Origin of the sequence: Clostridium thailandense (genome assembly GCF_019207025.1) — a bacterium.
Lineage (GTDB): Bacteria > Bacillota > Clostridia > Clostridiales > Clostridiaceae > Clostridium_AM > Clostridium_AM thailandense.
Genome location: NZ_JAEEGC010000153.1, coordinates 1 through 16,743 on the forward strand (window position 1 = coordinate 1; position 16,743 = coordinate 16,743).

General features: G+C 32.5%; 13 protein-coding genes and 3 pseudogenes. 13 read left to right on the forward strand and 3 right to left on the reverse strand.

Annotated features, from left to right (window positions below):
• Positions 1–114 precede the first annotated feature (114 nt).
• Both I6U48_RS24595 and I6U48_RS24600 read right to left on the reverse strand, forming a co-directional pair.
• Positions 115–352: pseudogene (locus tag I6U48_RS24595) on the reverse strand (cupin domain-containing protein); the annotation flags it as partial.
• A 250-nt stretch (positions 353–602) separates the two neighbouring features.
• On the reverse strand, positions 603–1,424 hold the full coding sequence (locus I6U48_RS24600) for a MerR family transcriptional regulator (protein WP_218323126.1): 822 nt from the start codon (positions 1,422–1,424) through the stop codon (positions 603–605).
• A gap of 99 nt (positions 1,425–1,523) precedes the next feature.
• Here I6U48_RS24600 and I6U48_RS24605 point away from each other — a divergent pair, with 99 nt between their 5' ends.
• The 10 genes from I6U48_RS24605 (at position 1,524) to I6U48_RS24650 (ending at position 14,418) form a co-directional block, all read left to right on the forward strand.
• Entirely contained in the window at positions 1,524–3,635 is a 2,112-nt protein-coding gene (locus I6U48_RS24605; protein WP_218323127.1) for an FAD-dependent oxidoreductase, read from the forward strand.
• Between the two features lie 14 nt (positions 3,636–3,649).
• A complete protein-coding gene (locus I6U48_RS24610; RefSeq protein ID WP_218323128.1) occupies positions 3,650–4,897 on the forward strand; it encodes an NADH-ubiquinone oxidoreductase-F iron-sulfur binding region domain-containing protein in 1,248 nt (415 codons plus the stop codon).
• 62 nt (positions 4,898–4,959) lie between these two features.
• Complete coding sequence (locus tag I6U48_RS24615; protein ID WP_218323129.1) at positions 4,960–6,417, forward strand: FAD-dependent oxidoreductase; 1,458 nt, start codon at positions 4,960–4,962, stop codon at positions 6,415–6,417.
• A 237-nt stretch (positions 6,418–6,654) separates the two neighbouring features.
• Entirely contained in the window at positions 6,655–6,888 is a 234-nt protein-coding gene (locus I6U48_RS24620; protein WP_218323130.1) for a hypothetical protein, read from the forward strand.
• Positions 6,889–6,927: 39 nt separating this feature from the next.
• A complete protein-coding gene (locus tag I6U48_RS24625; RefSeq protein WP_218323131.1) occupies positions 6,928–7,401 on the forward strand; it encodes a hypothetical protein in 474 nt (157 codons plus the stop codon).
• Between the two features lie 262 nt (positions 7,402–7,663).
• Positions 7,664–9,247: a PucR family transcriptional regulator gene (locus I6U48_RS24630; protein ID WP_218323132.1), complete on the forward strand. Its 1,584-nt coding sequence runs from the start codon at positions 7,664–7,666 to the stop codon at positions 9,245–9,247.
• 692 nt (positions 9,248–9,939) lie between these two features.
• On the forward strand, positions 9,940–11,337 hold the full coding sequence (locus I6U48_RS24635; RefSeq protein ID WP_218323133.1) for an APC family permease: 1,398 nt from the start codon (positions 9,940–9,942) through the stop codon (positions 11,335–11,337).
• 36 nt (positions 11,338–11,373) lie between these two features.
• Entirely contained in the window at positions 11,374–13,035 is a 1,662-nt protein-coding gene (locus I6U48_RS24640) for an amidohydrolase (RefSeq protein WP_218323134.1), read from the forward strand.
• 119 nt (positions 13,036–13,154) lie between these two features.
• Complete coding sequence (locus I6U48_RS24645) at positions 13,155–13,646, forward strand: DUF3237 domain-containing protein (protein WP_218323135.1); 492 nt, start codon at positions 13,155–13,157, stop codon at positions 13,644–13,646.
• Between the two features lie 91 nt (positions 13,647–13,737).
• Positions 13,738–14,418 (forward strand): hypothetical protein, encoded by a 681-nt coding sequence (locus I6U48_RS24650; RefSeq protein ID WP_218323136.1) that lies wholly within the window; start codon positions 13,738–13,740, stop codon positions 14,416–14,418.
• A gap of 223 nt (positions 14,419–14,641) precedes the next feature.
• On the opposite strand, the gene I6U48_RS24655 is transcribed toward I6U48_RS24650, so the two are convergent.
• Entirely contained in the window at positions 14,642–14,986 is a 345-nt protein-coding gene (locus tag I6U48_RS24655) for a hypothetical protein (RefSeq protein WP_246615539.1), read from the reverse strand.
• Positions 14,987–15,204: 218 nt separating this feature from the next.
• Between I6U48_RS24655 and I6U48_RS30650 the strand changes: the two are divergent.
• The 3 genes and pseudogenes from I6U48_RS30650 to I6U48_RS24670 all read left to right on the forward strand — a co-directional run.
• Positions 15,205–16,032: pseudogene (locus I6U48_RS30650) on the forward strand (IS91 family transposase); the annotation flags it as partial.
• Positions 16,033–16,167: 135 nt separating this feature from the next.
• Positions 16,168–16,314, forward strand: coding sequence for a hypothetical protein (locus I6U48_RS24665; RefSeq protein ID WP_218323137.1), 147 nt, complete (start codon positions 16,168–16,170; stop codon positions 16,312–16,314).
• A gap of 245 nt (positions 16,315–16,559) precedes the next feature.
• Positions 16,560–16,743 (forward strand): annotated as a pseudogene (locus tag I6U48_RS24670) (IS110 family transposase); the annotation flags it as partial.

The following is a 16,743-nucleotide window of genomic DNA, read 5'->3' on the forward strand; positions in this document are numbered from 1 at the left end:
TTTAAGCCCGCCAATCGGCAGACTTATTAGTCATGTATTTAATTAGGTTATTTTTAGAATAAGTTTTCAGGACAGTCCCTTTAAGATATTTCCATTTCCCTTGATAATTTGCTACTAGAGTTCTTGGCCTCTTTCAGAAGCTTCTGCTATTGCTTTAGTTTTTTGAACTGTGCCCTTTGGATGCTTGTGGTGGTGCATAAATGGAATACAGCTTAAGTGGCATAGATCCTGTATTTATTATATTGTGCCATGTTCCAGCAGGTATCATGATTGCAATTTCATCACGTATCCTCATTTGAAAGTTAAGGTTATTTTTTCTAGGACCCATTTTAACAATTCCTTGACCTTGTTGGGTTAAAATAAGGGCATGGATATATACATCCTTTCATAGTTTTACAATGCTATAATATGTTTTAACCTCTAAAAATGTGCTTTAATTCGCAAAAACTGAGATTTTAAGTTACGTGTATGGATTTTTAAAAGAGAGTAAGGAGAGAATAAAACTATTAGTAAATAGAAAGGATTATACTTAGCAAGAGATATTAATTGAATTTAATGTAAAAAAATAAAAGGTGATGTTCCACAATAGAAGACATCACCTTTTATTTTATTACATGCATTATTTGAAGTTCCATAAAATAATCATACTTGGAGGAGACAGATAAATCAACCATCTTTGATATTAGAAATGCTGTATCATCTATTTTTATATCTTTAATATTTGCATATCTAGTTATATCCCTTATTGCAAGCATAGTATTTTCTTCTGAGTAAGCAAAAGCTTGAGTAATATAACGGCCTTCACGGAGAGTTTTTGATTTTAATCCAGGAATTTTTTTATCGGAAAATATACCAAAGCCCTTTACATGTAAATTTTGTGTCTTTTCATATTCTGGTAAAGAAAACATTAGGCACATAGAATTATTTTCCTTACTATCTATATTAATGATATTACTAATATTTCTAGTTACATATTTATCGATATCATAAATAGAAGTGTCCAGTTCAATATAATAAAGAGTACGACTCATAAGATATTGTTCATATATTTCAATTTTCTTAGGATATCTTTTTTGATTTTTAATATCAGCAATTAAAGTATTAGTAAGCTGCTTTGAGTATTCAAGAGCGGCTATTTTCTGGTCTAATTGTTCTGTATGTAACTCTAAAAGGGTTAATAACTTACTATTATCTTTGTCTTCGTTCAGTAGCTTTTTCACATCTTCTAATGGAATACACAATGTCTTGTTTAAATAGCGGATGACATCAATGATAAAAAACTGATCATAACTAAAATAACGATATTTAGTATCAGGAGATATATAGCTGGGTTTTAATAAGTTTAATTCATCATAATGACGCAAGGTTTTAGCTGATATCTTTAAAAAACGTGCTACTTCTCCAATGGTATATAAATTCGTCAATTTTTTCACACTCCAGTATTGACTTTGCCCCTATGGCAAAGTTTATAGTTATAGTATAAATTAAGATTTGCAAAGGAGTCAAGAAATTTGGAGGTTAGCATGAGTAAAATTAAAATTGTAATAGACGGTATGGAAGTATATGCAGATGAAAATAAAACAATTATGGAAGCAGCTGAAGAATCTGATATCTATATTCCTCACCTTTGCCATCATCCGGATCTACATGATGTTGGTGGATGCAGATTATGTGTTGTTGAAATACAAGGCACTGATGAGGCACAAACAGCCTGTACTACAAAAGTTGAAGAGGGAATGATAGTAAAAACAAAATCTGAAAAATTGGATAAGATGAGAAGGCTATCAATGGAATTGATGCTGGCAAATCATGTAGACGATTGCACAACTTGTCCTAAATACCTAAAATGTGAGCTGCAATCATTAATTCAATACTTAGGTGTCAGCACTTCAAGGTTAAGAAGAACGCTAAATGCAGTTATTGTGGATACAGAGAATCCATTAATTGTACGTGATTTAAATCGTTGTGTTGCATGCGGTAGATGCGTTAGAGTGTGCAGGGATGTAAGAGGTGTAGGTATTTTAGGCTTTGATAAAAATGAAGAAGAAAGAACTTATGTAGGAGTTAAAGATAATTTATCTCTAGAAAATGCAAATTGTCGTTTTTGTGGAGCCTGTGTGGAAGTTTGCCCTACAGGAGCTTTGCAGGATAAAAAAGGATTATTTAAAGAAGGAAATAGAGAGGAAGTACTAATACCTTGCAAGCATGAGTGTCCTGCAGAAATTAATGTTCCTAAGTATGTTCGTTTTATAAAAGAGGGTAATTTTGAAGAAGCAGCAGCAGTTATTCGTGAAAAAGCACCATTCCCTAAATCCTTAGGACTTGTTTGTATGCGTTTTTGTGAATCTGCCTGCAGAAGAAAAGATATAAATGGAGCAGTTTCAATTCGAGATCTAAAAAGATTTGCAGCAGAAAGTGACTCTTACAAATGGAAAGAGAAATCCTTTAAAAAGGAAAATACTAATAGAAAAATAGCTGTTATAGGATCGGGGCCAGCAGGGTTAACTGCAGCCTACTATCTTGCGAAATTAGGACATGCTGTTGATGTACATGAAAAACTTCCTGTTGCAGGTGGTATGTTATCAGCAGGTATTCCAGACTATCGTTTGCCAAAAGAAGTTGTAGACTCAGAAATTGATATTATTCGTGACGCAGGAGTTAATATTATTACAGGAAGCAAAATTGAATCGATAAAAGCACTTAAGGATAAGCAATATGATGTAGTTTTAATTGCTGTAGGAACAGATAAAGGGGTTAGAATTCCAATTCCCGGCTCTGACTTGAAGGATGTATATGTAAATATCGATTTCCTTAGAAGAGATTTAATAAATATGGATATCGATATGAAAAAATCCGTTGTTGTTTTAGGAGGCGGTAATGTAGCCTTTGATTGCGCAAGATCAGCAAAAAGACTGGGATGTGAAAAGGTATCTGTGGTTTGTTTGGAAGCTGCAGACAATATGACTGCTAGCAGCGAAGAATTAGAAGAAGCAAAAGATGAAGGAATACAGATTTATAATAGCAGAAATTTTGTGAAGATTGAAGAATGTGAAGGAAATGTTTCTGGAATAGTGTGCCAGGAGGTAGAAGATTTCTACTTTGATGAAAATAGAAAATTAATTTTAAATATAAAAGAAAATTCAGAGCATCTAATTTCTGGTGAAATGATAATATTTGCGACAGGACAAAGGGCTGATCTTACTGCCTTTGGAGAGATAGAATTAAGCCAAAGAGGACTTGTAAAGGTTGATGAAGGTTACAAGACAAATGTAGATGGAATCTTTGCTGTTGGAGATGCGGTAACTGGAACAGCTTCTGTTATTCAGGCAATAGCTGGGGCAAGAAAAGCAGCAGCAAGCATTGATATATATTTAGGAGGAGATGGTGTTATAGAAGAAAAGTTATCTTCAGAGCAGCCTTTAAATCCAGAGATAGGAATGGAAGAGGGCTTTGCAAAAAGAGAATGCAGCCATTATAAGTGTGTTTCAGTAGATAAAAGAATTGATAATTTTGATTTAATGACAGTTGGATTAGATGAAAGAACAGCTAAGTGTGAGGCATCTAGATGTCTTCAATGTGATTTGCGTCCACAACTTAAAAAATCAAAATTTTGGACAGAGTACAAAGTAAAGTAAGTAGGGGTGAAAAAATGTCTATAGAGAATATAAACATATCGGGGCATGGAATTAAAAATAACAGCGTCACAGACAAATGGAAAAGTAAAAAATTTAAAGAATTGGCGTGCCTTTTTATTGAGGATAGGAGACAGAGCGAAAATATCAAATACTTATTAGAAAATTATATGGAGCAAGTTATTGCTGGAATTAAGATATGTATAAAAGAGCTCGGAATAGAAAAAGTCAAAATTTATCTTAGTGAAGGTTATAGTGAATTTTTGAGTCAATTAGAAAAATATGAAATTGAAGTAGTTCTGGTTGGAAACAAAAAGCATTTTGAGAAAGAAGTATTTACTGATATAACTCTTGTTCATCATGCAGAAACTATGTTAGTTATTGGACGTTCTCTTACAGAAAAAAATTATATTCCTAAAAAAATCATTACAGTAGCAGGAGATATTAAGAATTCGGGGGTTTATGAAATTCCCTTTGGAACATCTTTAAGAGAAATTATCAATGAATATGGTAAGGGCAGTAAATCTGAAAAAGGAATTAAATTTGTACAGGTTGGTGGAAATACAGGTGCTGTCTTTACAGAGAAAGAGCTAGAGACACCATTTATATATTCTAACGTAATGGGTAATGGCACGATGCTAGAAACCGCAAAGCTTGAAGTTTATAATACAGACACCTGCGTTGTAAAATGGGTTGCAGGTAAAATGCTTCAAAATAGCAAAGAAACCTGCGGCAAATGTGTATATTGCAGAGAAGGTATTTATCAGCTTTATAAAATAATTAAGGATGCTACAGAAGGAAAAGGCAGAGATGGAGATATTGATCTAGCTATTGAGCTAAGTGAAACAATGAAAGCCGGAACACTATGTGATTTTGGAAAGAGTGCATCTAATCCTTTATATACGGGAATTAGTAAATTCAGAGATGAATTTGAGAAGCATATTGACAGAAAAATATGTAATACACTAAGCTGTACTGCTTATGTTAATTATTTTATCGATCCAAAAGTTTGTAATGGTTGCAGTGAATGTATTGAATGTCCTCAAAAAGCAATCAAGGGTGGAGAAAATCTAATTCATATTATTGACTCAGACTTATGTGATAAATGTGGAAAATGTGAAGAAATCTGCAGTATAAAAGCAGTAAAAAGATATGGAACAATAAGACCACAATTACCTTTAGAGCCAATAGCAGTTGGAAGTTATAGTGAAGGTGGATTAGGTGAGAAGAAAGGTCTTGGACTTGGAAGAAGAAGAAGAAAATAGTTAAATAAATGCTTGTAATATTTGCAAGCAGCTATTATATATAATTTAGGAGGTAAACAAATATGCGTGAAATGGAAGCAGATGTAATTATAGTAGGTGGAGGAGCAGCAGGAATGGCAGCAGCTATTTCAGCTGCAGAACAAGGTGCTGAGGTTGTTGTATTTGAAAAGGCAAATACAACTGGTGGATGTGCTAATATGGCAATGGGTTTACTTGGAGTAGAAACAAAAATGCAAAAAGATAGACTCATTGATTGTACAAGAGAGGGAGCATTCCAAAAATTTATGGATTATACACACTGGCGTTCAGATGCTAGATTAGTAAAGAATTATCTTTATAAATCAGCTAGCACAATTGAATGGTTAGAAGCTATGGGGGTAAAATTCGCATTACCATCAAAATATTTCCCAGGCTCAGAAGCAACATGGCATATTGTTCAGCCAAAAACAGGAGCACCTGGACTTAGAGCAGCTGCTACTATGATTAAAGCAATGACAGATAGAGCAGAAGAATTAGGCGTTAAAATTTGCTTAGAAACACCAGTTCAAAGATTAATTAAAGATGATGGTGAAGTTATTGGAATAGTTGCAAAAGATAAAGATGGAGAAATTGAAGTATATGGGTCAGCAGTTATTATTGCAACCGGTGGATTTGGAGACAGCCCTGAATTTATTAAGAAGTATACAAAATTTGAATGGGGAAAAGATTTATTCTCTTATAGAATTCCAGGACTTACAGGCGATGGAATCAGCATGGCATGGGAAGCAGGAGCAGCAAGAGATAGAATGGACATGGAATTAGTTTTCTTTGCACCTAACACAGGCGGATATGCTCCAATTGAACTTCCATTCAGACAACCAAATCTTTTTGTAAATTTAGATGGAGAAAGATTCTTTGATGAATCTGTAGTTGAAAATCCTGTATTTTCAGTTAATGCTATGATTAGGCAGAAAAATAGAACTGCTTTCTCAATTATTGATGAAAGCATTATGAAACTATATGAAAAAAATGGTCTAGACTTAATTAATGTAGTTACTTCAAATATAAGTATGGATGATTTTAAACAAGAAATGAATGAACTTATAAGGAACGGTAATGATGTTCTATTTATTGCAGATTCTATTGAAGAGTTGGCAGAGAAAACAGGAATTGATAAAGAAGGGCTTTTAAATACAATAAATGATTATAATGAAGCTTGCAAATCCAGAGATAATGTATTTAATAAAAATCCAAAATACTTAAAACAAATAGTAGGACCTAAATATTATGCTTTAAAATTTGCACCAAGTGCATATGGAAGCTTAGGTGGAATTAAAATTAACTACAAGACACAAGCAGTAGATGCAGAAGATAATGTAATACCAGGCTTATTTGCAGCAGGAACAGATGCAAATTCTATATGCAATCCTGATTATGTATTTGTTCTTCCTGGAAATACATTAGGGTTTGCAGTGAATTCAGGTAGAATGGCTGGCGAAAATGCTGTTCAGTATATCAAAGAACATTTCACAGAAGAATAGAAAAACTAAATATTAGGATTTAAATTGGACTGAATAAAGAATACTCCTTTCTGACAATAGATAAGATGAATTAATCTACAGATATTGCAGGAAGGAGCATTTTTATTTTTTTTCTAAATCAATGAATATGATATAATTACCGTAAATAAAGCCAAAATAGTAAATTATTGTACAGTGATTCTGATAAGAAAGCAAAGAAACAAATTGAGCCACTGCTAAAAGGAGAATTTTTAAATAATGATAAGTAAACAACAGGATAAATGTATTAACCTTAGTAACTCAGAATTAACTAATGTAGGAATCTACAGTATTAGCCATGCGTTGATTGACGGCTGTTGTGCAGCTATTATTGCTGCCAATATTGCTTTAGGAAAGTATGACTTAGGGATACTAAGTTACTACATAGTATTATATAATATCGTAGCCTTTGCTCTTCAGGCTCCTGTGGGACTAATAGTAGACAAGCTCTAAAGGCCAACTGAAGCCGCTGTTTTAGGATGTCTTCTGGTTTTGCTAGGCATATTTATCTATAGATGGGTAGGTTTTGCATTAATTATTTCTGGTTTGGGCAATGCATTTTTTCATGTAGGAGGCGGAGTAATAATACTAAACCTTAGGCCTGGCAAAGCATCGCTGCCTGGAATATACGTTGCACCTGGGGCTATGGGCTTATTAATATCAGCACCTTTATTATTTTTGGGAGTTGACATGCCACTTTTTGCTATAGTTGGAGTATTTCTTTTTAATCTTACAATGCCTGTGACCCTTGTAATTACTTCAATAATGCTGCCTGGCAAACCTGGGTTTGACTTTGGTTTAACCACTTTAGCCTTGATAATTGGAGTTTTTCCAACATTCACAGGTTTAAAGTCTGTACTTTGCTCTAACAATGGAGTAATGATTATGGGAACAGTTTTAATAATGGCTTTGCTATTAAGGATTGGATTAAAATCATTTCTTGGAGGCAGTGGTAGTAATATGTAAATGGAGACTTTTTAAATTTGCTCTCGGAAACAGTGAAAAATCTTTCTTGTTTTTATCCGTAATAATAAATTTATCATCGTATATCACAGGATTATTGATATTTTAGAAAGGCCTATATTATTCGTTTGATAGAGAATATAGGTCTTATTCTTGTGTTGACTTGCAATGAATCGAGTGTATAATGCTATTAAGGGACAAATTCATACAAGTTCCGCACGGATTCAACATTTTTAGTGCTGATAGTATTGAAGGAGGATTTTTTATGGAAATGAGCATGGGAAAAATCTTAAACAAATTAAAAAAGGATAACTCAGAACTTTATGTTAATCGACAGGAGTGTATATTGATTAACAATATAAAATTGTACAAACAAAATCAATTGAATTTTAAGCCGGATACTCTATATGTTATGAAGCCTTCAACTATTTTGAATTTATTACCTGAAATGGAATGTGTCAATATACTTTGTGTAGGTAAGTGCAATAACTGTTTAGAAAAAGCGCAAGAATTAAATATTAATATGTTAGTATTGAATGACAATGAGGAACTTGAAGTAGCTGTTGATGAAATACAGAATATTTTGGATAGACACCGTCAGCTTTTGAGAAATACAGCAATACTTTTTGAGATGCTTGCTGAAGGAAATGGTTTGCAACAAATAATGAACAAAGGATATGAAATGCTTGGAAATATGGTTTTATTAACTGATATGAGTATGAATGTTGTTTTGATCTCAGAAAATGCAAAGATGGATGATGATTTAAAAAAATGGATTTATGAAGATCCTACTGAAAGCTATAATAACTTTTATGTTAAACAGAGAGAAAAAAGGGGATTTGAAAAATCATACAAAGCTAAAACGCCTATATACATTAGTAAAGACGTGGATAGATATGCATATTTGTCTTCACATATATATGTTAATGATAAACAAGTTGGACATTTAACGATTGTAGAATTTGAAAGAAATTTTGAAGAAGATGATTATGAACTTATTTCTCTTCTAAGTAAGGTTGTTTCATTAGAAATGCAAAAAGACAGATTGATCTGTAATTCAAGGGGATTTTTATATGAATCTTTATTTTTGGATTTATTGGAAGGAAGAGTTAAAGATCCTATAATTATTGAGGATAGGATAAAGTCTTTAGATATAGACTTGGAAGAAAATCTTTATGTGTTTACAATTGTTGTTAGCAAGGATGAACAAACGAATACTAATCTTTCATTCATTAGAAATTTGCTGGAGGATATGATTAAAAGCAGTAAATCTGTAATTTATAATGATAATATCATGTTTCTGATTACTGCATCAAATGATGAAAAACCTCTATTGAAAGTTAATCTAAAAAAGTTAAAAAATTTCCTGCAAAACAATAAAATACACAGTGGACTCAGCTATTGTTTTCATAGCTTAAAAGATTTACAGGAATATTACAAACAATCATTAAAGGCTATTGAAATGGGCATTCACTTGAATAAAGAGGAAGTGATTTTTCCATATGAGGATTATGTTAAATACCATATAATGGACGTTTGCTCCAAGAATGAAAACTTGAAAACGTTTTGCCATCCATCAATTTTAAAACTTTTGGAGTACGATAGAATATATAATACTGACTTTACCAATAGTCTTTATACTTATCTTATCTATGAAAAAAGTCAGAAAGAAACAGCAGAAGCATTACATATACATCGGAGCACATTACTTTATCGGATTAAAAAAGCTGAAGAAATAATGAATATCAATTTAAAAAGTAGCGGATTAGTGTTTAATCTTTTAGTTTCATTTAAAATATTGGAGTTTATTGGAGAGGTGAAGTTTATAACCTGTATAGACAAAGAATAGGTGGAGCCATTTTTAGGACAAAATTATTTTTTATTTTTAAATTATATAAACTTAGATTTTATAATGGGGTATATGTTTTTGATACCTCATTTTTTGTGATTAAAAAATAACTACAACTTGTAGGGATATTTGTGATATTTTTAATACATTTTGATTAAGTGCTTATGTAGGGATATTTGTGATATTTTTCATACGTTTTGATTTAATACTTATGTATGATTATTTGTGACATTTTTCGTATATTTTGATTGAATACTTGCTTAAATCTATATGTTAAAATATAAACAACAAGTGAAAATTCAGGAAAATAAACTTTTTATAAGTGGAAAATTAATAAAAACAATGGTAAGACTCGGTGGAGATGTAGTTCTTGAAGGAGTGAAGAAACTAAAAATCAATTAAGGGATGATTTTGTATATAGTTTACTGTAATCGCTTACTTCTTGCAATTAGCATGTAATTATATCTTTAGAAAACTTCCACCAGAATTAAAATTGGAGGAGTAATTTAGATTTTAAATTTTAATAGAATTAGTGCTTGCGGAATTTCGCAAGCACTACATCGGGTCATTTAGGTTTTTAAGGCAAAATGCGTTAAAAGCCTCCTTGTGGTGTCTTGTTTTATTAGCGTAATTACATTATACCGCAATGGAGGAAAAAATAAAATAATAATTTTGGAGGTTGAGTAAACATTATGAAAAACAAGAAAATAAGTTTATTTTCCATGATCTTTTTTGGCTTGTGCAACGTATTAGTGTTATATACTGTTGCAGCTAATGCCAGTAAAGGTGTCAGCGGTATTGGTGTTTGGATTCTATTAGTACCGTTATTTTTAGTACCAAGTTGTCTGGTTATTGCAGAACTAGGATCTACCATGTCTGAAGATGGAGGAATTTATATTTGGACAAAGAGAGCCTTTGGAAACTTTATCTCATCCCAGGTTGCATGGTTGTACTGGGCCAACACGCTTTTCACAAATCCACTGGCCAGTGTGACACTTATTGGAGTTGTTTGCGGTTACTTTTTACCCAATGCATCAAATACTACGCAAATGTTCATGGTAATTGGTTTTTTGTGGTTTATAGCAGTCATTGGAATTGTAAATTCGGATGTTACCCAAAAACTAGCTTCTTACGGTGGAACGGTAATTTTAATATTATTAACTTTAATTAGTATTGGTGGTATAGCATATGGTTTAAAGTATGGGTTTGCAAACAATTTTGCTCCTGGAAATTTTAAACCAACATTATCATTGATACGTCAATTTGGACCTGTGGTTATTTTTAATGTTTTAGGTGTGGAATTATTGAGTTCGGTAGCAGGTAGAATGGATAATCCTAAAAAAAATGTACCGAAGTTTATAATAACAACAGGTTTATTAGTAGCTACGCTTTACATATTAGGATCAGCTGCTATATTATCGGTAATCCCAGTTGAAAAAATAAATAGTGTATCAGGATTTATGGACGCTATCAAAATTATGGTTACAGGTCTACTAGGAGCAAACTTCTCATTTGTATCAACATTGATAGTAATAGCATTTATATACGCTATGGTTGCCAGTGGAATAGGCTGGGCATTGGGTACTAGTTATGTAATATCTACAACTGGGCTTGATCAACAGTCAAAAATACTTGGGCACATTAATAAAAAATATGGTACACCTGATTATGTATACATGATTACAGCTGCTTTTGGAACTGTATATGTTGTATTTAATTATATGGGTGGTTCAAACGTTCAAGCTATTTTCTGGGTTATATTTTCCTTCTCATCAATGGTATTTTTAGCTCCATACTTATTTATGTATCCAGCAGTAATTAAATTAAGATATACAGAACCTGATTTAGAACGTCCTTATAAAATTCCTGGTGGAATGCTTGGAGTATGGTTCTGTGGAGGAATTACAACACTTAGCATTATATCTGCAATTGTGTGTTTTTCACTACCACCAGCAGGAACTGAAAATCCATTAATATATGAATTAAAGATGTGGGGTGGATTTGCTACTGTTGTATTGTTTGGTGTAGGACTTTATTTGAAAAATGCTAGAAAAGCAAAGCAAGAAACAGAAATGGAAAAAGTAGGTTAACTGGTTAGTTGACATCAAAGAAGAGGAGTGAATTAAATGAAAAAGCATGCAGATAGTATTTATGTAAGTTCTGCTATTTTTACAGGCAACAGTTTAGAGTCTATGAATGGAGCCATTGCAATAGCTGGTGATAGAATTATTGCAGTTGGCAGTATGGATTCCATGACTGAATATATAAACAGCAATACAAAAATTATTGATTGTGGTGATAAGCTCATTGCACCTGGATTTAATGATTCACATGTTCATTTTATGTATGGCGCAGTTCTGGCAGATGAAGACTTTTGTTTAGCTCTGCATGATTGTAAAAGTGAAGAAGAATGTGTGCAGAAAGTAAAGGAATTTGCAGATGCACATCCACATAATCCATGGATTTTTGGCAGTGGTTGGAATGAGAACATATGGCCTGGTGGAAAATCGCCAGATCGCCGTTCACTTGATGAACTTTTTCCTGATAGACCAGTTTATCTATCATCTTGGGACATTCATTCTGCATGGGTAAATAAAAAAGCACTAGAATTGATAGGATATGACAGAAATACACCAGATCTTGAAGATGGTTTTATTGATCATTTTCCAGATGGAGAACCAAGCGGTCTTTTAAGAGAACCAGGAGTGTGTGATCCTGTTCAGAAGCTAGTAATGCAGACTGCTAACTTTAAAGATTCTATTGATAAGTATATGAAAATAGCAGCAAAACATGGAGTAACTTCTCTTGGTAATGTACACCCTTATGGCGGAATTGAAGAAAAAGAAGCATTAGAAATTTATAAAAAACTAGAAGATGATGGTATCATAACCAGCAGAATTCATTTATTCGCTGAACTGAAAAAGGATTTGACAGGTGTAAAAGAATACGAAAAAGAATACTGTTCTAAGAAGCTTCGTTTTGCGGGGTTGAAAAAGATTACAGATGGGCTGTGTGAATCTCATACTGGATACCTATTAGAACCTTATGCAGATGATCCAACTACCAAAGGTGAATTACAGGTTAAACCAGAAGAATTAAAAGAATTGATAATCAATGCAGATAGGGAAGGATACAGTGTTAGACTTCATTGTATCGGAGACGGTGCAGTAAGAAATGCATTAGATTGCTTTGAGGCAGCACAGCAGGTTAATGGTAAAAAAGGTATTAACCATGCTATTGAACATATAGAGAACTGTCATATAGATGATGTTCCACGTTTTGCAAAATTGGGAGTCATGGCCTCCATGCAGCCTATGCATCTAATCATGAATATAGATGGCTATCCAGCATTTGTGGGGGAAAAGCGATTGAAAACTACATGGCCAATGAGATCCTTGATTGATGCCGGCACTAGAATAACCTTTGGCACTGATTTTCCAGTTGTAAGCTTAAATCCAATGGAAGGAATCTATGCAGCCATTACCCGCCAAACTTTTGACGGATATCCAGAAGGTGGATTTGTTCCAAATCAGTGTATAACACTTGGAGAGGCATTACAGTCCTATACCTATGGCTCTGCTTTGGTAGCGAATTATGGCAATGAGCTGGGAACATTGAGTGTAGGTAAGCTTGCTGATATTGTAGTTCTTGATAAGAATTTATTTACTGCTACGCCAAAAGAAATTCTAGAAACTAAGGTACTTATGACAATGGTAGGCGGTGAAGTTGTATATAGCGATCCTGACAATTCTTTATTGGGGTTGAACAAAATTCTAAGCATATTTTAATAATATGTGATCAAAAATAGTCCATAACAATGATTATTGCCAAGCTCAGTGATCAGTGGGCAGTAAGACAAAATATTAATTGAAATAATAAATTTACATAGAAAAGGAAGGTTATTACTATGGCAAATGAAAGACCTGTACAGCTTGATATTCCAGCATTAGAAGTTGAAAAACTTTTTTACCTAGAAGCAAAATGTGATCCAATAATTCCTGTTGGAGATGTTGGAACAGCAGAATTAAATATTTATTGTATTTCAGAAGGGTATTTTGAAGGGGAAAAATTACGTGGTGAAATTTTAAAATTTGGTGCAGATTGGAATTATATGTATCCCAATAGATATGATGTAATGAAGACGAGGTATCTACTTAAAACTGATGATGGTGCAATTATATCTATTTCTACAGATGGCAGATATTTGAACACTCTTGAACAAGATCAGGCACTTGATAGAGGCGAATATGTTGATCCAAGAAATTATTACTTCAGGCAGCATATTTTCTTTGAAACTGGAGCAGAAAAATACAAATGGCTTAATGGCGTTATTGCTTTTGCAGTAATGGGAATTAAGCCAACTGGAGAAATCTGCTACAACGCATATATGCTCAAATAGTTAAGAGAAAGAGTTGTGTCAAGTGTACCTTTGACACAACTCTTTTGTTAAAAGTGATTTTAATCTTAATATAATAAAGGAGAGAAAATAAATGAAAAATAAAAAAGGAGATTTTTGGTGGGGATTTGCTTTGTTTCTTTGGATATTAATCTTGGCAATACCATCTTCTCGTGCAGTATTTATAGGAGTAACGGATGCTCATCCGTATATGGGGGGATTTTTTAAATTTTGTATATTAGCAACAATGGGGGACCTACTTGGAATTAGAATTTTAAAAAGTGAGTGGATTATACCTAAAGGAGTTGTCTTTAAGGCAATGGTTTGGGGAATATTAGGAATGATGATTACCCTTGTATTTACTGTCTTTGCTGGTGGTACTGTAGTTGCACAGACAGCAGGAAGACTTCCCTTTGCAGGTTCAAAACTAGCACAAGCATTCTTTGGAAGTGCAATTATGAATTTAACTTTTGGACCTATGATGTATATTTATCATAAGTTTGGAGATTTATTTATTGACTTAAGGTATGAGAAAAAGGGCAAAAATATAACTATTAAAGATTTTGTAGATAGAGTGGATTGGTATACAATGGTTAGTTTTTCCTGGCTTAAAACTTGTACATTAGTTTGGATACCATGTCATACAGCAGTATTTTTGTTGCCGCCACAATACAGAGTACTTGCATCTGCCTTTTTATCTATACTATTAGGAATTTTAGTAGCAATTTCAAAAAAAGGCAGTCAGAAGTCTGAACTTTTAATAGAAAGTGCTTAATAATTAGTATATCATAATTTTTCATAGTATTTTATCACTCGCTTTTTATTTATATTAGTGAATAATAAAATAATAAAGCAAAAATATTCATGGTGCATTAAGTTTTAGTTAATTTTATTAAATATTTAAAGCAATGAGTATAATATAAAAAAGGTGTCTCAAAACTAATTACTTAATTTCAAGACACCTTTTTTTTATATAAGTGGATTGTGCATGCAAATTTTTAGCGTTGTGCTTCGTATTGTTTTAAAAGTTTAACAAATAATTCAGGAACTTTTTCCATATTTTCAGGAGATTCAATAAATGCAATACGGAATTGAGTACTTCCTGGATTAGGTTTACCCTTCTTAATATCGTAGAAACCTTTTAAAGGTGCTACTAGAAGAGTAGTATCTACTCCATTGTAATTTACTGAGCCTTTTTGTGCACAGTATAAAACGAAATCGATTGAATCAAAGCCTGGTTTTACAATATTTCTAACATCAATTACTGAGTATATAGATGCATCTGGGCTTGAAACGATAAGACCAGGTTCTAGTTTTTTAATGCCATCGTATAATTTAAACATGATTCCTTTATAATATTCACGAAGGCCTTTGCACCATTCAGCAATGTTTTCTTTATGTTATAGGAATTTTTTATTTTTTTATGTTAAAAAAGTGCCCGTGAAGGCTTGAGAAAACTTATATGTAGGCTTAATTTAAAATATTAACAGTAATATATTGACAGCGATTTGAAAGTAATAATAAGGTAAGATATAGAAAAGTATTTTCGAGGGAATATAAAATGGGAGTAATTAAGGAGATTTTTAAAGATCATTGGAAGGACTTTGTAGTATTGTATTCTAATAAGATAAGAAAAACTATATTTAGTGAAGTAGAGAAGATGCTCGAATGTGGTTCTTTAGAAAAAGGCTTTATAGAATTTAAATGCGAAGCATGTGGAGAAACAAAAAGAGTAGGATTTAGATTTAAAATGGAATCCACATGTACATATGCTTGTTACTGAAGGTTGAGAGGGTAATGTTACTATTTTTAAGAAAATGAACTATATAAATTATGAAGCATTAAGAAAAAGGTGGCAAAAACTTCTACTAGATGAATTAGAATTGAGAATGATAAATAAAAAGAAGTGGTTTAGAGATTTAAAAAATAAAATATATAGGAATACAAAAGAAGAATTTTATGTATATGCAAAAGTATAGTTAAGACAACGGAAGTTGCTTTAAAGTATGTGGGAAGATATGCAGCAAGACCAGCCATTGCAGAATCAAGGATAACTAAATATGACGGAAAAAAGGTAACTTTCTACTATGAAAGACACGAAGATGGAAAAAGAGTAGAGGAAACAATAGATGTTATAGATTTTATAGGAAAATTAATAAGACATATTCCTGAAAAGGGCTTTAAGATGATAAGATACTATGGAACTTATGCAAAAAGTAAAAAGCATAAAGAAAAGTTTTTTAAGTTAATGAGAGAAGTGATATTAGAAACAAAAAGAAAATTAAGAAAGAAGATATTAAGTGAAAATAAAAGAAAACTTGAAGAGTTAATGCATACATATGGAGCGATAAAAGGATTAATTCATGATAAAATGGAACCACTATATATAGGTGGAAACATAATGGGAAAAAAGAATAAAAAAATAAAAGACAAGCAAATGGCAAAATTTAAAGCTAAAAATGAAAAAAGTAAAGAAGTAGAAGAATCCATACAATATGTGTGTACAGAGTGTGGATAAGAAGGGTTGATACCAGAAGGTGTGGTAGAATATTTTGATATTATGGATGATGGAGATATAGCAGAGCCGCCTACTTTTAGTTGTGAGAAATGCGGTGGCATTATGAAGCCTAAAAAATATGAAGGAGTTCACGGTATAACTTATGAATTTTAAAAATGCGTTAGCATTCTGAATGCTTTCGCATTGATTTTTAATGAAATAAATTGGTGTAAAAGTAATAATTATACTGAAAAGTTTAAAATGCAAGCTACCGCTTCAAAAAGCGATAGCTATAAAAGCGTGGCCAAAAAGCCACGCTTATTTTAAAATCCATTATCTCTGGAAATACAGATCCAATATTTTTAAGTGAACTTGCATGTGGAACTGCAAGAAATAAGATTCCTGAACTTCAGAAAGCATTGAAAGGTAATATTAAAGAACATCAGGTTATCATGTTAAAACATCAGTTAGATCATATTGATATTCTCTCTGGAATTATCTCTGAACTAGATGAAGACATTAAAAAAAAAACCGAAACTAGCTTTAATCAGATAGAATTGTTAGATGAAATACCTGGGATTGGGGTACGAAGCGCAGAGAGAA